This window comes from Mesorhizobium sp. M0983, assembly GCF_040318975.1.
GTDB lineage: Bacteria > Pseudomonadota > Alphaproteobacteria > Rhizobiales > Rhizobiaceae > Mesorhizobium.
Genome location: NZ_JAMYNH010000006.1, coordinates 174,989 through 191,857, shown reverse-complemented (window position 1 = coordinate 191,857; position 16,869 = coordinate 174,989). Strand labels below are relative to the sequence as shown.

General features: G+C 62.7%; 19 protein-coding genes and 2 pseudogenes. 12 read left to right on the top strand and 9 right to left on the bottom strand.

Features of this window, described 5'->3' with window-relative positions; all coding sequences use genetic code 11:
- The first annotated feature begins 70 nt into the window (after positions 1-70).
- The 4 genes from NKH71_RS13995 to NKH71_RS13980 all read left to right on the top strand — a co-directional run bounded on the left by NKH71_RS13995 (position 71) and on the right by NKH71_RS13980 (position 3,073).
- On the top strand, positions 71-859 hold the full coding sequence (locus NKH71_RS13995; protein ID WP_023720608.1) for an ABC transporter substrate-binding protein: 789 nt from the start codon (positions 71-73) through the stop codon (positions 857-859).
- 113 nt (positions 860-972) lie between these two features.
- On the top strand, positions 973-1,644 hold the full coding sequence (locus NKH71_RS13990) for an amino acid ABC transporter permease (RefSeq protein ID WP_352494443.1): 672 nt from the start codon (positions 973-975) through the stop codon (positions 1,642-1,644).
- Positions 1,641-2,315: an amino acid ABC transporter permease gene (locus tag NKH71_RS13985; RefSeq protein WP_023720610.1), complete on the top strand. Its 675-nt coding sequence runs from the start codon at positions 1,641-1,643 to the stop codon at positions 2,313-2,315. Before NKH71_RS13990 ends, NKH71_RS13985 begins: the two co-directional genes overlap by 4 nt.
- 29 nt (positions 2,316-2,344) lie before the next feature.
- The gene (locus tag NKH71_RS13980; RefSeq protein WP_031194468.1) at positions 2,345-3,073 is read left to right on the top strand and encodes an amino acid ABC transporter ATP-binding protein; all 729 of its coding nucleotides are present in this window, start codon (positions 2,345-2,347) and stop codon (positions 3,071-3,073) included.
- 143 nt (positions 3,074-3,216) lie between these two features.
- On the opposite strand, the gene NKH71_RS13975 is transcribed toward NKH71_RS13980, so the two are convergent.
- Both NKH71_RS13975 and NKH71_RS13970 read right to left on the bottom strand, forming a co-directional pair.
- Complete coding sequence (locus NKH71_RS13975) at positions 3,217-3,639, bottom strand: hypothetical protein (RefSeq protein ID WP_023720612.1); 423 nt, start codon at positions 3,637-3,639, stop codon at positions 3,217-3,219.
- Positions 3,640-3,941: 302 nt separating this feature from the next.
- Positions 3,942-4,157: pseudogene (locus NKH71_RS13970) on the bottom strand (Gfo/Idh/MocA family protein); the annotation flags it as partial.
- Here NKH71_RS13970 and NKH71_RS13965 point away from each other — a divergent pair.
- Positions 4,131-4,328 (top strand): annotated as a pseudogene (locus tag NKH71_RS13965) (polar amino acid ABC transporter ATP-binding protein); the annotation flags it as partial. The pseudogenes NKH71_RS13970 and NKH71_RS13965 sit on opposite strands and share 27 nt — an antisense overlap.
- A 24-nt stretch (positions 4,329-4,352) precedes the next feature.
- Here NKH71_RS13965 and NKH71_RS13960 read toward each other — a convergent pair.
- Both NKH71_RS13960 and NKH71_RS13955 read right to left on the bottom strand, forming a co-directional pair.
- Positions 4,353-4,784, bottom strand: a complete 432-nt coding sequence (locus NKH71_RS13960; protein ID WP_352788226.1) for a DUF6841 family protein — start codon at positions 4,782-4,784, stop codon at positions 4,353-4,355.
- Positions 4,785-5,090: 306 nt separating this feature from the next.
- Entirely contained in the window at positions 5,091-5,567 is a 477-nt protein-coding gene (locus NKH71_RS13955; protein ID WP_352494445.1) for a RidA family protein, read from the bottom strand.
- Between the two features lie 183 nt (positions 5,568-5,750).
- Between NKH71_RS13955 and NKH71_RS13950 the strand changes: the two genes are divergently transcribed.
- Complete coding sequence (locus tag NKH71_RS13950; RefSeq protein ID WP_352548881.1) at positions 5,751-6,449, top strand: TetR/AcrR family transcriptional regulator; 699 nt, start codon at positions 5,751-5,753, stop codon at positions 6,447-6,449.
- A 103-nt stretch (positions 6,450-6,552) separates the two neighbouring features.
- On the opposite strand, the gene NKH71_RS13945 is transcribed toward NKH71_RS13950, so the two are convergent.
- The 4 genes from NKH71_RS13945 to NKH71_RS13930 all read right to left on the bottom strand — a co-directional run bounded on the left by NKH71_RS13945 (position 6,553) and on the right by NKH71_RS13930 (position 11,602).
- Entirely contained in the window at positions 6,553-7,611 is a 1,059-nt protein-coding gene (locus tag NKH71_RS13945) for a Gfo/Idh/MocA family protein (RefSeq protein WP_352589575.1), read from the bottom strand.
- 55 nt (positions 7,612-7,666) lie between these two features.
- Positions 7,667-8,452 carry a ThuA domain-containing protein gene (locus NKH71_RS13940; protein WP_352788121.1) on the bottom strand — a complete coding sequence of 262 codons (786 nt, stop codon included), beginning with the start codon at positions 8,450-8,452 and terminating at the stop codon, positions 7,667-7,669.
- A 196-nt stretch (positions 8,453-8,648) separates the two neighbouring features.
- The gene (locus NKH71_RS13935; RefSeq protein WP_023720621.1) at positions 8,649-10,178 is read right to left on the bottom strand and encodes a DUF2778 domain-containing protein; all 1,530 of its coding nucleotides are present in this window, start codon (positions 10,176-10,178) and stop codon (positions 8,649-8,651) included.
- A 611-nt stretch (positions 10,179-10,789) separates the two neighbouring features.
- Entirely contained in the window at positions 10,790-11,602 is an 813-nt protein-coding gene (locus tag NKH71_RS13930; RefSeq protein WP_031194473.1) for a class I SAM-dependent methyltransferase, read from the bottom strand.
- Between the two features lie 188 nt (positions 11,603-11,790).
- On the opposite strand from NKH71_RS13930, the gene NKH71_RS13925 reads away from it, so the two are divergent.
- Positions 11,791-12,213 (top strand): hypothetical protein, encoded by a 423-nt coding sequence (locus NKH71_RS13925; protein ID WP_023720624.1) that lies wholly within the window; start codon positions 11,791-11,793, stop codon positions 12,211-12,213.
- Between the two features lie 198 nt (positions 12,214-12,411).
- Here the strand turns inward: NKH71_RS13925 and NKH71_RS13920 are convergent, their stop codons facing one another.
- A complete protein-coding gene (locus NKH71_RS13920) occupies positions 12,412-13,008 on the bottom strand; it encodes a cation efflux transmembrane domain-containing protein (RefSeq protein ID WP_023720625.1) in 597 nt (198 codons plus the stop codon).
- 146 nt (positions 13,009-13,154) lie between these two features.
- Between NKH71_RS13920 and NKH71_RS13915 the strand changes: the two genes are divergently transcribed.
- The 5 genes from NKH71_RS13915 (at position 13,155) to NKH71_RS13895 (ending at position 16,852) form a co-directional block, all read left to right on the top strand.
- Positions 13,155-13,529: a hypothetical protein gene (locus NKH71_RS13915; RefSeq protein ID WP_023720626.1), complete on the top strand. Its 375-nt coding sequence runs from the start codon at positions 13,155-13,157 to the stop codon at positions 13,527-13,529.
- 131 nt (positions 13,530-13,660) lie between these two features.
- A complete protein-coding gene (locus tag NKH71_RS13910; protein WP_352494451.1) occupies positions 13,661-15,097 on the top strand; it encodes a multicopper oxidase family protein in 1,437 nt (478 codons plus the stop codon).
- Between the two features lie 28 nt (positions 15,098-15,125).
- Positions 15,126-15,566, top strand: coding sequence for a DUF411 domain-containing protein (locus tag NKH71_RS13905; RefSeq protein WP_023720628.1), 441 nt, complete (start codon positions 15,126-15,128; stop codon positions 15,564-15,566).
- Positions 15,567-15,573: 7 nt separating this feature from the next.
- Complete coding sequence (locus NKH71_RS13900) at positions 15,574-16,101, top strand: TlpA disulfide reductase family protein (RefSeq protein ID WP_352494452.1); 528 nt, start codon at positions 15,574-15,576, stop codon at positions 16,099-16,101.
- A 67-nt stretch (positions 16,102-16,168) separates the two neighbouring features.
- Positions 16,169-16,852 carry an SCO family protein gene (locus NKH71_RS13895; RefSeq protein ID WP_023720630.1) on the top strand — a complete coding sequence of 228 codons (684 nt, stop codon included), beginning with the start codon at positions 16,169-16,171 and terminating at the stop codon, positions 16,850-16,852.
- The last annotated feature ends 17 nt before the right edge of the window (positions 16,853-16,869 follow it).

The window sequence follows — 16,869 nt, the reverse complement described above, 5'->3', positions numbered from 1 at the left end:
GCTCAAAAGGCGCCCCGATGGGGTGAAACAACAAGTGGAACAACAAACGACAACAAGGAGGAATGCCCAAATGAAGATTGCCAAGCTTTTCATCGCCGGACTTGCGCTCGCCGGCCTCACCGCTGCCGCCAGTGCCGGAACGCTCGACGAGATTACCAAGCGCGGTGAGTTGCGCGTCGCCGTGCAGACGCAGGGACCGCCCTTCTCGCTGGTCGGCGCCGCCGGCGAACGCACCGGCAGTTCGGTCGAACTCGCCGAACTGATGGCCAAGGAAATGGGCGTCAAGATCACCTTCCTCGACTTCGACTGGGACGGCCTGATCCCGGCGCTGCTGTCGGGCAAGGCCGATCTTCTGGTTGCCGACATGACGCCGACACTGGCGCGTGGCATGAAGGTCGCCTTCACCAAGCCTTACATGTACACGGGCAGCACCGTCTTCACCAAGGCTGGGACCGCCTTCAAGTCCACCGAGGACTGCAAGGCCAAGGGCACCAAGATCGCGGTGCTGCTCGGCGCCACCGGCGAGAAGGAAGCCAAGGCCGCCTTCCCCGATGCCGACATCAAGAGCTACAAGGGCGGCGGCCCGCTGCTGCTCGACGCCGTCAACAACGGCCAGGCCGATTGCGGCGTCAACGACGTCTCGGCGGTCAAGGGCCAGTCAACCGCTTATCCGGCCGGCAGCTTCATCATCATGCCGGACATGCTGTCGAAGGAGCCACTGGCCTTCGCCACGCGCTATGACGAGCAGGACCTGCTGACCTGGATGAACCTGTTCCTCGACCAGGTCAGCCTCGACGGCCGCCTGCAGAAGAACCTCGATTACTGGGTCAATTCCGACGCCTGGAAGAAGGATCACTGAGTAGAGGGAATAGGGAGTAGGGAGTAGGGAGTAGGGAGTAGGGAACGCTACTCGCTACTCGCTACTCGCTACTCGCTACTCGCCATTCACCAGTCACCAGTCACCGCCTCACCATGCTCGAAAACTTCAGCTTCCGCACCATCGTCGAATATCTGCCCCTGTTCGGGCAGGGCCTCGTCACGACCGTGTGGCTGTCTGTCCTCTCCTTTGCCGGCGCGCTCGCCGTCGGCATCGTACTCGCCGCGATGAACCTGCAGCGCGGCCGGCTGTTCCGCGCCCCGGCCAAGGCCTATATCGATGCAGTGCGCGCCACGCCGCTGCTGGCGCAGCTTTATTTCCTCTATTTCGGCCTGCCGCGGCTCGGCTTCGTCCTGCCCGAGCTCGTCGTCGGCATCCTGGCCCTGTCGCTGAACAGCGGCGCCTATGTCGCCGAGATCATCCGCGCCGGCATCCTGTCGATCCCGCGCGGCCAGGTGGAGGCCGGCGTCGCTTCGGGCATGACCTATGTCCAGCGCATGCGCCTCGTCATCCTGCCGCAGGCGTTTAAGGTGACGATCCCGCCGCTGCTCGGCCAGGCGATCGTGCTGGTCAAGGATTCCGCGCTGTTGTCGCTGATCTCGGTCGCCGAACTGACGCGCGCCGGACAATTGCTCGCTTCCGACCGCTTCATGCCGGCCGAAGGTTTTATCACCATCGCCGCCTTCTACCTGCTGCTCTATTACGGGCTGAAGGGACTGGCGGCACTCTCCGGGCGCTGGCTCGGCCTGGCGGGGGCACGGACATGATCTGGCAGCAACTGCAAAGCATCGCCGGCAGCTATCCCCTCGCCTTGCGCGGCCTCGGCATGACCGTGGTGCTGTCGTTGATCAGCCTGGTGCTGGGCACCTTGCTCGGCTTCGGCCTCGGCATCCTGCGCACAGGCGGCAACCGGCTGATCAGCAGCGCGATCGGCGGCTGGGTCGACCTGATCCGCGGCACTCCGTTCCTGGTGCAGATTTTCCTGATCTTCTTCATCCTGCCGGAACTCGGCATCGAGCTCGACGCCTTCACCGCCGGCATCATCGCGCTGACCAATCTGGCCGCCTGCTTCATCTGCGAGATCGTCGTCGCCGGCATCCGCTCGGTGCCGACCGGCCAGGTCGAGGCGGCGCTGGCGTCCGGCCTGTCGCGCTGGCAGCGCATGCGCCAGGTGGTGCTGCCGCAAGCGATGCGCATCGTGCTGCCGCCGCTGGTCGGGCAATATGTGCTGCTGATCAAGGATTCCTCGGTCGTTTCGGCCATCGGGCTCACCGATCTCACCCGCGTCGGGTGGCTGGTGGTGCAGCGTGTGCCGAACGGCCTGCTCGTCTTCTTCCTCGTCGGCGTCGGTTATTTCATCGTCTGCTACCCCCTGATCATGCTGGCCCGACGGCTGGAACAGCGCATGGGCGCAGCCCATGGCGAGGTGCAGCTATGACGAACCTCAGCAGCAAGAATGGTGCCGGCATGATCGAATTTCGCGGCGTCAACAAATGGTTCGGCCAGCTCAACGTGCTGAAGGATATTACGCTGAGCGTCGAGCCGCGCGAAGTGGTCGTCGTCTGCGGCCCGAGCGGCTCGGGCAAGAGCACCTTGATCCGCTGCATCAACGGGCTGGAGACGATCCGCGACGGCGACCTGACGGTCGACGGCCAGCGCCTCGGCGACCCCGCCACCAACATGACGCGACTGCGTACCGAGATCGGCTTCGTCTTCCAGTCGTTCAACCTCTATCCGCACAAGACGGCGCTCGAGAACGTCACCCTGGCGCCGATCCATGTCCGCAAGATCCCGCGGACTGAGGCCGAGAAGGCCGGGCGCGAGCTGCTCGCCAAGGTCGGCCTCGCCGACAAGGTCGATGCCTATCCGGCGCAGCTCTCAGGCGGCCAGCAGCAGCGCGTGGCGATCGCGCGCTGCCTCGGCATGCGCCCCAAGATCATGCTGTTCGACGAGCCGACCTCGGCGCTCGATCCCGAGATGATCTCAGAAGTGCTCGACGTCATGGTTGCGGTCGCCGAGGAAGGCATGACGATGATGGTGGTGACGCACGAGATGGGCTTTGCCCGCAAGGTCGCCCAGCGCGTCGTGTTCATGGACGCCGGCGCCATTGTCGAGAGCGGCACCCCGGACGAGTTCTTCTCCAACCCAAAGACCGACCGCAGCCGCGCCTTCCTGAGCAAGATCCTGCGGCATTAGGGTTCAAACTCAACTCAGTTGGCTGTCGTCGATGGCCGAGATGGATGGAAAGCGGCCCTTCGCTGGACGTTCCCTAATACGACAGATGCGCGCCGGGCTTCCTCTTAGGGCGGCCATTGCCGCACTTCCACCAGCCGCTTCCCTTATGCGGGCATCAAATCGATGACCCGCATGATCGCGACCGCACTGCTCGTGTTCTGGGTGCCTTCTGTCGTAGCGCCATTAGCGCAGGCCCAAACATCGCCCTTCTTGACTGTGAACTTTTGTTTGTTGTGAACGACCGAAAGTTCTCCCTCAGTCATGTGGCAGAGCATGTCGTTCTTCATCATGTTGTCAGCCGTCTTCGCTCCGGGCTGAATGACAACATCGCGCAGCTTCACCGTTGCATAGGCTGGTATGACCGACTTGCGCTCGCCAAGCGCTACAACTCTGACGCCGGGTGAGACCTCTTTGCCCTCATCGGGGCCGTAAGTCTGGGCGGCTGCTGGTGTCCCCCAAGCGATCAGAGGCGTTGCGGCCAGTGTAAGACCGAGTGCAAGTGTGGATCTACGATTGACGGCTTCCATTGTTTCCTCCCTGTTCAAAAGTTGGTCGGAAAGGCAGGCCAACAATCAACGATGGGCCGTTGCGGCGAAGAGTCAACTGACCTTCCGAGTTAGTTCAGTCTCGCTCGCGGCTAGCGAGTTTCACAAACCACTCGGGTCGCCGAGACGGAGAGGGGAAATTGCGCTGACCATGTCATTGCGTGCGACCTTGTCCCGACATTAAAGACATTTCGTTCTTGCGAAGGCCCTCGCTGCCAAAGACCCCTCTCCGGCCGCTTTGCGGCCACATCTCCCCCCGCTTGGCGGGGGCGAGGAAGCCAAACCTATTGCATATCGGCGTGGGTGCTCAATTCGGCCCTCTTCTCATCCGAGACGACGGCGAGGTCGAGGACCTTCTGCAATTCGGCAGCATGCCGGAACGACGGTTCGGCCTGGACGCCGTTGCGGACTGCATCGATGAAGCGCTGGTAGTTGGTGGGCACCGTTCCGGCGTCCAGAACTTGCCATTTAGCGTTCTCGACGTCTTCGCCGAGGAAGGCATGACCATGATGGTGGTGACGCACGGGATGGGCTTTGCCCGCAAGGTCGCCCAGCGCGTCGTGTTCATGGACGCCGGCGCCATCGTCGAGAGCGGCACCCCGGACGAGTTCTTCTCCAACCCGAAGACCGACCGCAGCCGCTCTTTCCTGAGCAAGATCCTGCGGCATTAGGAGGGCATTAGGACAAAGCGGACCTCAGACGATGCCGTGCTTTCTCAACAGCGCCTGCTCGTCGCCTGATATCCAGCCGAAAACCTTCGGCTCCGCGTCCAATTTCTGCACGAGGTAGTGGACGTCAAAATCTATCGCCACCTTCGATTGATCCCTGCGGGCATAGGTTGCCGTCCAGGCGACATGGGCCACGCAATGATGTTCGTCTATCGGCGAGAGCCTGAGGTTGCGTATCCGCATTTCCTTCGTACCTATCGCGCGATAGTGCGCATAGCCTTGCGCCATGACCTGCTTGAGTTGCCCATCGTTCTTTCCAGTCATGACCCCGGCGGGCGAAGCCGCTATGAAGTCCGAAGCATACAGCGATGCGACTTCATCCATGTCCATGTCGCCGCCGAGGGACTGGTTGAAAAAGCGCTCATATCTCTCGAATAGCTTCCTTACGCTGGTTTCCATCATTTCATCTCCAGGTGAGGCTATGTTGGGTGGGAGCAGGAAACGCTCCGCCGATCTCCGACATCCGCAATGGCCTCAGCCATGATGACTTCGTCCCGGGGGTGGAGCAAGGAGCGAAGCGACGCGGCGCAGACCCTGGGATGACGAATGCGTGGTGCGACCCGATTGTGCACGACTTCGATGCCACCCTTGTCGCCGCAGACGCAACAAGCGAAGCCCTGTTGCTCGGCTTTCGTGATGGCGAGCGCGCGGCTAGCGGCGCGCTCGACCCACTCGATTTGGGCGATCGGAGCTATAGCCGCGCCCCTAGTCAAGCACGACCACGGCCTCCACCTCGAAGAGCATCGGGTCGATTGCAAGCTTGGGAACGGGAATTAGAGTCTGCGCCGGCAGCGCCTCGCCGAACATCTCCTTGACGTTCCTGGTCAAGACCCCAAGCTTGGACATATCGTGATCGACCACAAAGACCGTGAGCTTGGCGACCTGATCCGGCCTGGCACCGAGCGCATCGAGGGCGGTGCGCAAATTTGCGTAGGCCTGCGCAACCTGGACAGCGAAGTCGGGCGACAAGGCTCCCGTGCTGTCCTGGCCGCCCTGTCCGGAGATGTAGGCCAGCCGGGCTCCGCGGGGCGTGATCACCGCCGTGCTGTAGCCATTCGGCGATGGGTCATAGAGGTTTTGTGGATTGACGATGGTCAGCTTGAGATCATTCGCTGTGGCAGTGGAAACGCCCATGGTCATCACGATTAACCCTCCGATAAGCAGGCGCTTGGCGCGTGGCATGATTTTCTCTTGGCTCTGCCGACTGCGAGCAAGACACCCTCGCGGCCGGCATGATTGATATCGGCGATCGACTCGTACGCCGCACGAGCCAGTCGCATGGTACGTCGTACGAGTCAATCGTTCAGGATCGACATTCGTCGCGTTGCCGGTCAAAATCGACGGCCCGAACAGCGAGGAAGACGGATGGCAGCCAAACGTAGCGGCGCCCGGAGCACGCGGTCTCAGCGGACAAGCGGGTCGCTCCAGCCCGTGCAGAAGCCGCGCAGTGAACCGCCTCTCTCGCGGGAACGTATCGTGGCGACCGCGGTAGAACTGCTGGACGCTCAAGGGGTCGACGGATTGACGATGCGTCGGCTGGCCGATCGCCTCGGCTCGGGCGTGATGAGCCTATATTGGCACGTCGACAACAAAGAGGATGTCTTTGATCTGGCGCTCGATTCGGTGCTCGAATATGGCGGACCGCCGCAACTGGTTGAACCTCGAGACTGGCGCGGAGAAGTCGTCCATATGCTCGAAGACTGGCGCGCCAGCATGCTGCGCCATCCTTGGTCGGCATCGCTGTTGCCGCGCCGGGCGCTCGGCGCGAACATCCTCAGTCGCCTTGAACTGCTGAGCAAGACCTTGTCCAGGGCCGGTGTGGCGGACGCAGATTTGAACGTCGCGATATGGTCGCTGTGGAACTATGTGATGGGCGCCACCATCAGCCGGGCGAACTTCGACCTCTCGGACGACGGCAGAGCCGACACGCAGCAGCGCCTTACAGGGCTCAGCGAACGCTATCCGACGATCGAACGCTCTCGTCTGCTGTTGGATAACGATTGGGATGGTGCTTTCCGGAAAGGCCTCGGCTTCCTGCTCGATGGCCTCTCTCCAAGACAATGAACTCTGCTTTCAGAGCCGTGACTTCCTGCCGTGAATGGCGGAGATGCAAACTCGGTTTTGTTTTGACCCTGACCGCCCCCGCCCCGCCGCGAGGAACCCAGGCCTATTGCGCATCCGCGTGCGTGCTCAATTCAGCCCGCTTCTCATCCGAGACGACGGCGAGGTCGAGGACCTTCTGCAATTCGGCAGCATGCCGGAACGACGGTTCGGCCTGGACACCGTTGCGCACTGCATCGACGAAGCGCTGGTAGTTGGTCTGCACCGTTCCGGTGTCCAGAACTTGCCATTTGGCGTTCTCGACGTCTTCGCCGATGCAGGCTTTCAGCTCTGAGCCGGTCAGATTGTGCACGACTTCGATGCCGCCCTTGTCGCCGTAGATGCGCAGACGGAGTTCGTTCAAATGGCCGGTCGCCCAGCGGCTGGCATGGACGACGCCGAAGGCGCCATTGCTGAAATCCAGCGACATCGTGAAACTGTCATTGGCGTCGAGCCCGTACTCGCCGATGCGGTTGCCGGGCGCCTTGTCGAAGGATCTCAGCCGGCAGAACACATGGTCGATATCGAGCGCCGCGCCATAGCTGGCGAAATCGAGGATGTGGATGCCGACGTCGCCCAACACGCCATTGGAGCCATGGCCGCGCGACAGCCGCCACAGCCATTTCGGATCGGTGCGCCAGTCGCCCCAGAACTTGGACACCAGCCAGCTCTGCAGATAGGACGCCTCGACATGCCTGACCGTGCCGATCTCGCCGGCCAGCACCATGGCGCGCGCTCTCTGCAGCGGCGCGACGTTGCGATAGGTCAGGTTGACCATGTTGATGATGCCGGCCCGCTCGGCGGCATCGGCCATCTCACTGGCCTTCTCGAAGTTTTCGGCCAGCGGTTTCTCGCACAGCACCGGCTTGCCTGCCGCGATCAGCATCATGGTGGTCGGATGGTGGATGCGATCCGGCGTCACGTTCGCCACCGCGTCGAACTTGCCCCATGCCAGCGCCTCGTCCAGCGACGCGAACCGGTTGGGGATACCGTAGATGTCCGAAAACTTGTCGACACGCGTACGGTCGAGATCGACGGCGCCGATCAGTTCGACGCCCTCGATCTTGCCGAACTGCCTGGCGTGCTCCTCCGCCATCCAACCGGTGCCGAGTATCAAGAGGCGCATGATTCTTATCCTTAGGACAGGGCTTTATCTTCTTGTTCGACCATGGATTTGTGGTCTAGCGAAAGCCGGCTTCGCCGGCGGAATGAAGTTTTCCGCCGCGCTCGACGATCGGCTCGAGCGCCTTTTCCGCCGGCACGTTCGGCGCATCGAGGATGGCCGGATTGGAGCCGAGCGGGTTGTGCGCCCATCTCACCGCATTGCGCAGCACCTTGTGGACGGTGGCGTCGTGATAGGTCGGATAGGTCTCGTGGCCGGGCCTGAAATAGAAGATGTTGCCGGCGCCGCGGCGATAGGTCAGCCCCGACCGGAACACTTCGCCGCCCTGGAACCACGAGATGAACACGGTCTCGAGCGGCTCCGGCACGGCGAACTGCTCGCCATACATCTCCTCGTTCTCGAGCTCGAAATACTCGCCGATCCCGGCTGCGATCGGGTGGTTGGGGGTGGTCACCCAAAGCCGCTCGCGCTCGCCCGCCTCGCGCCATTTCAGCGTGCAGGGCGTGCCCATCAGCTTCTTGAAAATCTTCGAGAAATGGCCGGAATGGAGAACGATCAGCCCCATGCCCTCCCAGACGCGGCGCGCCACACGCTCGACCACTTTGTCGGCGACGGCGCCATGGTCCTTGTGCCCCCACCACAGCAAGACATCGGTCTCGGCCAGACGGTCGGCCGGCAGCCCATGCTCCGGCTGCTCCAGGGTTGCCCACGACACCGAAATCTCCGGGTCGAGCTTCAGCGCATTGGCAATCGTCGCGTGCATGCCCGCGGGATAGATGCCGGCGACCACCTCATTGGTCCGCTCATGGATATTCTCGCCCCAAACGACAGCGCGTATTGTCATGATGTCCTCTTGATTGTTTGAAGCTGGAGCCGCCCGACCGGTCAGTCATAATATCCCCGGCCGGGAATGAAAACCGTTTCGCGGCCGGCTGCTGACAATCTGTTGGAAATCGGGCGGGAAAGTCCACGCGGCAAAACCAGCGATGCCGGCGCTGTTCCCGCCGACATCTCACATGTTTGCGCTGCCTGCGAATAACCTAAGCGCCGCGGCCCTCTTGGGCGACGCGTGTCAGCGGCTTCGACAGCCGCGGCACCACGACAAGGCGCTTGATCTTGCCTTTCTTGTAGGCGGCGAGGAAGCGGGCATAGTCCTTGAAGACGACGCAGCCATTGGATTCGGCGCGGCCGCCGCGCAGCATGTAGGTGTGGGCGAGCAGGCCGTCGCGGCCATATTTGTTGCTGCCGCTGGCAGGGGTGAGACGCAGTGCCTCGACGCCGTGGAAGCGCGATTCCCGCAGCGTCAGATTGTAGGTGTCGGGCGGCGTCGGACCGACATTCTTCTTGTGAACGTAGCGCGGCTGGTCGACCATCGAACCGTATCCCGAATGTGCCTCCAGCCGCGAGCCGTCGGGCATATAGACGGTCTTGGCCGAGATGTCGTAGACGGCCACGCCGCTGCCCATGCCAGGCGTGGTGAACAGGTTCCTGAAGGCCCCGCCGAGTCCGCCGGAAGGCATGTCGGGCTTGGCATAGGCCAGCATGTCGCCGCCCTGCGTCTTCGACCGTTTGCCCGGCTTGCCCGACACGGCCGGCACTGCCGCTTGTGACGAATTGCGAGGCGACAGGCTGCCGGGTTGCGTCTCGACCGGCGGAGCATCGGCCGTCTGGACCTTGCTCGCCCTGGATGCCTGGGTCTTCGATGCCTGGGCCTTGGATGCCTGGGGCGGCTCCGTTTTTGCTGCCTGATCCTTTGGCGTCCGGTCTTTCGGCGCCCGGTCTTTCGAGGCTTGAGTCTGGGGCGCCGGCTGATCGATGACCGCCCGCGGACGCAGCGTCGGCAGCGGAATGCTGTCGGGCATGTCGTCCTGCGGCGGCAGCGAGGCCAACTGGACCTCAGGTTCTTGCGGCTCTTGTGAAGCCGCGGGCTCGCTTGCCATGACGGCTGCCGGGAGCACGTCGATCATCTGCTCCGGCAACGTATTCGCCAGCGCCAGCGCCAGGCGCGACGAGCGTTCGATCTCCGCCACCGCCGGCCCGAAGCGCACCGATGGCGGGCCATTCGGGTCGGGTATGCGTACCGGCTCGGCGAACCGGGCATCGGCCGGCAGGCTGGCGAGCATGACGGGTGAGCCGGAGGAGGCACGGGCAAAGGCAGCGGCAAGCTTTTGCGGCGACAGCGCGGCTTTGGCCACCACGTCGTCGAAGCTGGATTGCCGCGATGCATCGGCGACAAGCGGCACGGTATTGCGCTTGAGACGCGCCGATTTTCCCTGGTGAACGAAGTTCGACGCCGACCGCAGGCAGTTGGCATCGCATCCGTGCTGCAGCAACTGGGCCGACAGCGCTGCGTTTGCCGCGGCCCATGTCGGGGCCTGCGCCTTTGCAAGGCTGCGGCGAGGATCGGCGAGCGCGATGGTGCGCGGCGCGAGCAGGCTTTGCGGGAGACCGTTGGAAGCGGCGGTGAGCGAGGTTCCCATCGAATAAAGGCCGGCCAAGGTCGCCACCGACCATAAAGCAATGGCTGCGCCGACGGCCGGAACCGCGACCCAGCGCAGGCCGGGCCTCATCGAAGTCAATCCAGTTGCAGGACTGTCACCCCGGGTTTTCGCACTTACAAACGCCATTCAACCACTCTCAATCGGCCGTTGCCGGCTAGCGGATTTCGCAGCCGTGACATTCACAGTTCGCCTGGTGCCCCCAGCACACTTCGCGTCTGTTGCCGATTGATTCAAAAGATGGACAAAGTTGGTTAACCAATCCCTCTACCGACCGCCGATTGGGCGACGGTCACACCGAAAAACGCCCTCCAAAACCTGCATAGTTGGCAAAACTGCCCTCCAATGATGACTTTGCTGCCCGTTTTTGTCGGCCGAGTCAAGAAAGCGAAATGACTAGACCTTGCTGGGCGGAGTCGGCGACGGCTGCCAAAGTGAAGCCAGGCCGACCAGAATCGCGCCGCCGGCAGCCGCCGCCATCAAGCCCCGGCGATCGGTCGAACTGGCGATTATCGACCTGCCACTTGTCGACCTGCCACTCGGGCGAATGAACGATTAACGTCCGGGAATTCAGGATAGCGGCAAGACGTTTGCTGCTCAGCGCTGGAACGGAATATCCAGCACCTCAAGCAAATTCCAGGAAAAGTGTGAAACGGTTTTCCGCCCGGAAAACGATGAACCGTTCAGACCACAGCCATGATTATGTGAGCCTGGATTTTGGCAGCAACCCCGCCGCTGCCATGCCTGTCTGCAATCGCGGCTGCGGCGTAGTCGGTTGCAGCATCCAGTTTTCCCGCCTCCCTGGCCTCGATTTCGTTGCGAAGGAGAGTGCCCTGGCAATAAGCAACGGCCGGAAGGCGCGGCGAGGAGGCACGGCTTTGTTCGGCCCTCGTCTCGATCACCACACCGGAAAAACCTGCGTCCTCCAGTTCGCGGCGGATCAGTGCCGTATCGTGGTAGCCATGCGGCGTGCGGGCCAGAAAGCGCGGCGGATCGTTCGGAAAAATCCGCGCCAGAGCATTCGTCACATCGTCGGCAAATACATTCTCCTCGATGCGATCCCATACGCTGAATAGGAAATGTCCGCCAGGCTTCAGAACTCGCCGGGCTTCGCGGTAGGCAGATGAGCGGTTGGGAAAGAACATCGCACCGAACTGACAACAAACGAGATCGAAGGCCGCATTTTCAAACGGCAGCGCCAGAGCATCGGCCTGGCGCCATTCGATGCGATCGTCGGGAGCTTGCCGCGAAGCGGCGTAGTCGAGCATCGGCTGGTTGAGGTCGGTTACGACATAGCTTGCACCGGAGGACAGTTTTGGCGCCAATGCGCGGGTCACAACACCGGTGCCCGCGGCGGTTTCCAGAACGGCCCTGGGCGACAAGGACGCGGCCCGTCGTGCAAGATCTGCGGCGAACGGCTCGAAAATCAACGGCACCATATAGCGGTCGTAGTTTTCCGGAATCGAGCCAGCGAACACCTTGTCCGTTTCCAACATTGCTATCCCCCGCCGTCCGTTTTATGGCTCGTCAGCATAGCATGGAATTGTCTGTTTTTCGGTCGCATTCGACCGAGCGGCGGTTCGCTCATGGACCCTCCGAAACGGCGTTCTGCAGTTATCTGCAAATGTGCTAACATAGAGTGGCCATGCACATTGGTGCGCGGCCAACATAATGGGAGGACGCGATGAAAACCATAAATCGCAGGTCTGCAATTGCGCTCGGCGTGACGGCGGCCGCGGTAACGCCTTTGTTCACGCTGGCGGCAGCTGCAAAGGCCAAGAAATACGGCCCGAAGGAAGGCAGGGAAATAGCCCCCGGCGTCAGGGTAGTTGAGGTCGGCACCGGCAATTCCGATATCCCCGCCTACAAGAGCATCTCAATTGTCGATGTGGTCTTTCAGCCGGGAGCAGCCGCTCCCGCAATGGTAATGGACAACGACATGGTATGTACCATTGCCGCCGGTGAATTCACGATCAAGAAAGCCGACAAGCAATTCAAGCTCAAGGAAGGTGACATGTATACCTGCTCCAAGGGCAAGACCGAGGCGGCAGCCAACACCAGCAAGGTGGTCGGCATCCACCGCATCGCCGTCTTGATACCTGCCTAGCGCATGCCAACGAAAACCGGCCCGCGTCCTCGTCCGGGACGCGGGCCTTTTTGATGATGTTCGTGGCGGTTTCTCTCTCGGTCCGCTTTGCAAGTGTGCGTTTATATTAGAGATCACGCAAGTTTCTGGATCACTGCCGGCCGGTATGCGCCCTGCATTGGCGGATTAGCAATCCGGCAGCGCGCTGAGCGTTTGGCTTCACGAAACGGCTCGGTGCTCTTCCCGGGCAGCCTCCCAGACCTCGCGCGCCGCGTCTGCATTCAGTGCCGCAATTCCCAGCCCGACGATCAGATCCGGCCATGCCGAGCGCCATAGGAAGGCGGTCACCAGTCCGGCCAGTATGATCGCGATGTTGGCGACGGCGTCGTTGCGGGCCGAGAGGAATGCCGCCCTGGTAAGACTGCCGCTGTGGTGGCGGTAGCGCGCCAGCATGTAGGCGCATGACAGGTTGACCGCCAAGGCGCCCAACCCCGCCAGCGTCAGGGCCGTTGGCTGCGGCGGCACCGGCATGTTGAACTTTTCCCACGCGGTCCACAGCGTCGCCAGGCCCGGCACCAAAAGGATAAGTGCCAGCGCCATGCCGACCCGCGAGCGGGCACGCAGCGACCATCCCATGGCGAGCAGTATCAGGAGGTTGACCGAGGCATCTTCCAGGAAATCGACGCTGTCGGCGAACAGCGACACCGAGCCGATCGCCAGCGCCACGGCGAATTCAATGCCGAAATAACCGAGGTTCAGCAGCGCGACGACAAGCACCACCCGGCGAAGGCCGTCCGACGTAATGGCTTGCTGCATGGTCTGTCCCGATGTGATGGTGTTGATGTTATTGCTGGCCGCCCCGGCTCTCGATGGTCTCGATCTCGCAGGGGCTTGCAAAAACCGCTATTTGAGGCCAGCCTAGGCCGAACATGGCACGTCTGTCACCAAAACACCTCCTGACTATGCTGCTCGCGGTCCTCGTGATCGCCGGGTTCAGCCTGTCCGCCGCTCAGGCTGCCGTCATGTCGGCCAGGATGGCGATCGACAGCCGCATGACCATGGCCGCAGATGCCGGCACCACCGACGCCGACATGGCCAAGATGGCCGATGCCAAGGGCGGCGACTGCAGCGCTTGCCTCAAGAGCTCGGCCGACAACGACAAACCGATGCAATGTGCGCCGACCTGCGTCGCACCGGTTCTGGCGGTGCTGCCGGAAGCTCTCCCCGTGACGGGACTGCTGCGGGCAGAGCTGCCGCCGGCGCTTCCCGCCGCGTTCCTGCACGGGCGAAGTCTGTTGCCCGAGCCATTCCCTCCAAGACCCAGCGCTCTCGTCTGACGCCGTTTCTGCCGTTTCCGCGGCTGATTGGCGGCGTTTGATCGTCCGGCTGCGCACAATGCGCAGCGGGCGCGGCAGCAATCCAATCGACGTCGCGACGTTCGCCGTCGGTTACCGCAGGGGTCACAAGGGTGAATTCCGTTTCAAGTCCGTTCATAACGCGCCGCAAATTCCTGTTTGCGGCAGCGAGCATTGCCGCCTCCGTGCCGATCCGCCCTGCACTGGCGCTGGCTACCGGCGAACACCGGATCAGGGTGGCGCCAGGCCAGGCACGGCTCACCGGCCCCGATGGTCCGCGCACTCCGGTATGGGCCTATGATGGCACGGTCCCCGGCCCGACACTGCGCTTACGCCAGGGGCGGCCCGCTCGCATCATCGTTGAGAACGGACTGGGCGAGGACACCACGGTTCACTGGCACGGCATCCGGCTGCCGAACGCGATGGACGGCGTGCCGGGATTGACCCAACCGCCGATCAGGCCGGGCGAAAATTTCGTGTACGAGTTCACCCCGCCCGATGCCGGCACCTTCTGGTACCATCCGCATGCCGACAGCCTGGTTCAGCTTGGCCGTGGCCTTGCAGGCGCACTGATCGTCGAGGAAGCCGAACCGGTCGCGGTCGACCGCGAGCTTCTATGGCTGCTGCAGGACTGGCGGCTCACCAAGGATGGGCAAATCGCTGCCGGCTTCGGCAACATGATGGATGCAGCGATGTCGGGCCGCGTCGGCAATGTCGTCACCGTCAACGGTGCACCGCCGGCCGACCTGACCGTGAAGGCCGGCGAGCGCGTCAGGTTGCGGCTGGCCAATGCGTCACTCGCTCGCATCATGGCTTTGCGTTTCGAAGTCCACCGTCCGGTCATCGTCGCCATCGACGGCCAGCCCTGCGACCCGCATGAGCCGGAGGGCGGACGCCTGGTGCTGGCGCCTGCCATGCGCATCGATGTCGTGCTCGACATGCAGGGCGACCCGGGCAAGCGCTACGCGGTGATCGATGAGTTCTACGACGGCCTTGCCTACTCCCTGACCACGCTCGCCTACGACGCCGGCGCGCCGCTGCGCGACCATCCTCTCGATGCGCCGCTTCGTCTGCCGGCCAATCCGCTGCCGGCCCCCGACCTGGCCAAGGCCGAACGGCATGAAATCGTCCTGCAGGGCGGCATGATGGGCGGCGGCAAGCTGGCCGGCGTCGGCGGCATGATGGGCATGGCGATGCCCGGCATGAGCGGCGCCGCCGCCTGGGCAATCAACGGCATGTCGATGACCGGCGACGGCCACGCGGGCATGGCGCCACAGTTCACGCTGGAACGCGGCGCCACCTGCCGTCTCACCATGCGCAACGAAACCGCGTGGTGGCATCCCATGCACGTCCACGGCTTCAGCCTGTCGGTGCTTTCGCGCAACGGCTCGCCAGTACCGCACCGGCAATGGCAGGACACGGTGCTGCTCGCCCCCAAGGACACGATCGAATGCGCCTTCGTTGCCGACAATCCCGGTGACTGGATGCTGCACTGCCATGTCGCCGATCACCAGATGGCCGGCCTGATGACAGTGTTCCGCGTGACCTGAAAGTTTTGTCCAACCAAGGAGAACTGCAATGAAACTGACCTACCGCCTAGCCGCACTGTCCCTGCTGATCGCAACGCCGCTGCCTGCCTTTGCCGCCACGATCAACGCCGTCATGTACAAGAACCCGCAATGCAGCTGCTGCGAATCCTACGCCAACTATCTCGAGCACAACGGCTTCAAGGTCGACATCAAGCCGGTCAACAATCTCTCTCAGATCAGCAGCGATGCCGGCGTGCCGGCCGACCTCGAAGGCTGCCACACGCTGATGGTCGACGGCTATGTCGTCGATGGCCTGGTGCCGGTCGAAATCGTCAAGAAGCTTTTGACCGAACGCCCTGCCATCACCGGCATAACGCTGGCCGGCATGCCGACGGGCGCTCCAGGCATGGGTGGTGAGAAGCAAGGCCCCTTCGTCGTCTACGCCTTCACCAAGGACGGCAAGGCGCCCACCGTCTACGCGACAGAGTGAGGCTATTGTGAGCAAACTGGCCATGGTCCTGATTGGCATGCTGCTGGCATTTTCGCTGCCGGTATCAGCCGCCGAGCCGCCGCAGAACTTTGTCGTTCACGAGGCGCCCGTCCCCGTACCGGAAATCAGCTTCGAGGATGGCAATGGCAAGCCGAAAACGCTTGCGGATTTCCGCGGCAAGGTCGTGCTGCTCAATCTCTGGGCGACATGGTGCGCGCCTTGCCGCAAGGAGATGCCGACGCTCGATCGTCTGCAGGCCAAACTGGGCGGTCCGGATTTCGAGGTCGTCGCGCTGTCCATGGACCGTGCCGGTCCGGAGGTTGTGAAGAAGTTCTTTGCCGAGATCGGCATCAAGCACCTCGCCCTCAACATCGATGCCTCGGGCAAGGCCATGTTCGCCATCGGCTCCGTCGGCCTTCCGGCAACCCTGCTGATCAATCGCGACGGCAAGGAGATCGGCCGGCTGATTGGGCCGGCCGAATGGGACGCGCCCGACATGGTCGACTTCATCGGCAGCCGCATCGCTGCCGAGTGAGAAAGGAACAGATATGTCCGGGTTGAAGGCTCACTGCCTTGCATCGGCTTTGAACGAGTGGAGATGTTTGCTGCTGGGCGCCATTGCCATTGCGGCGCTGACCGTGGGGTTTTCGTATCGGGCGCAAGCCCACTCGCTCGACGAAATCGACACCATGCTTGAGGGCGACGAGAAATATTTCCAAACGATCGACAAGCCGGCGCCTGAATTCACGCTGCGCACCGCCGATGGGCGTGTCGTGCGAACGGCAGATCTGCGCGGCAAGGTGGTCGTCCTCCACTTCATCTACACATCGTGCCCGGATGTATGCCCCCTGCATGCCGAGAAGATCGCCGAGGTCCAGAAAATGGTGAACGGCACGCCGATGAGAGGCCAGGTCAGCTTTGTGACCATCACCACCGACCCCGCCAGGGACACGCCGGACGTGCTGCGCAGCTACGGGCAGACGCACGGGCTCGATCCCGTCAATTGGCTGTTCCTGACCACGACGGCGGATCAGCCGGAGGATGCGACCCGCAGACTGGCGGAGGCCTTCGGCCACAAGTTCACACTGACGGACGATGGTTATCAGATGCACGGCACCGTCACCCATGTGATCGACAAGGAGGGCCGCTGGCGGGCGAATTTCCATGGCCTGAATTTCGCTGCGGTCAATCTCGTCACCTTCGTCAATGCGCTCACCAACAATGTCGAGCGCCCGCACCATGAGCCGGAAACGGGATGGTGGGCGACGATCAAGGGCATGTTCTGAGGCACCATTCACATGCC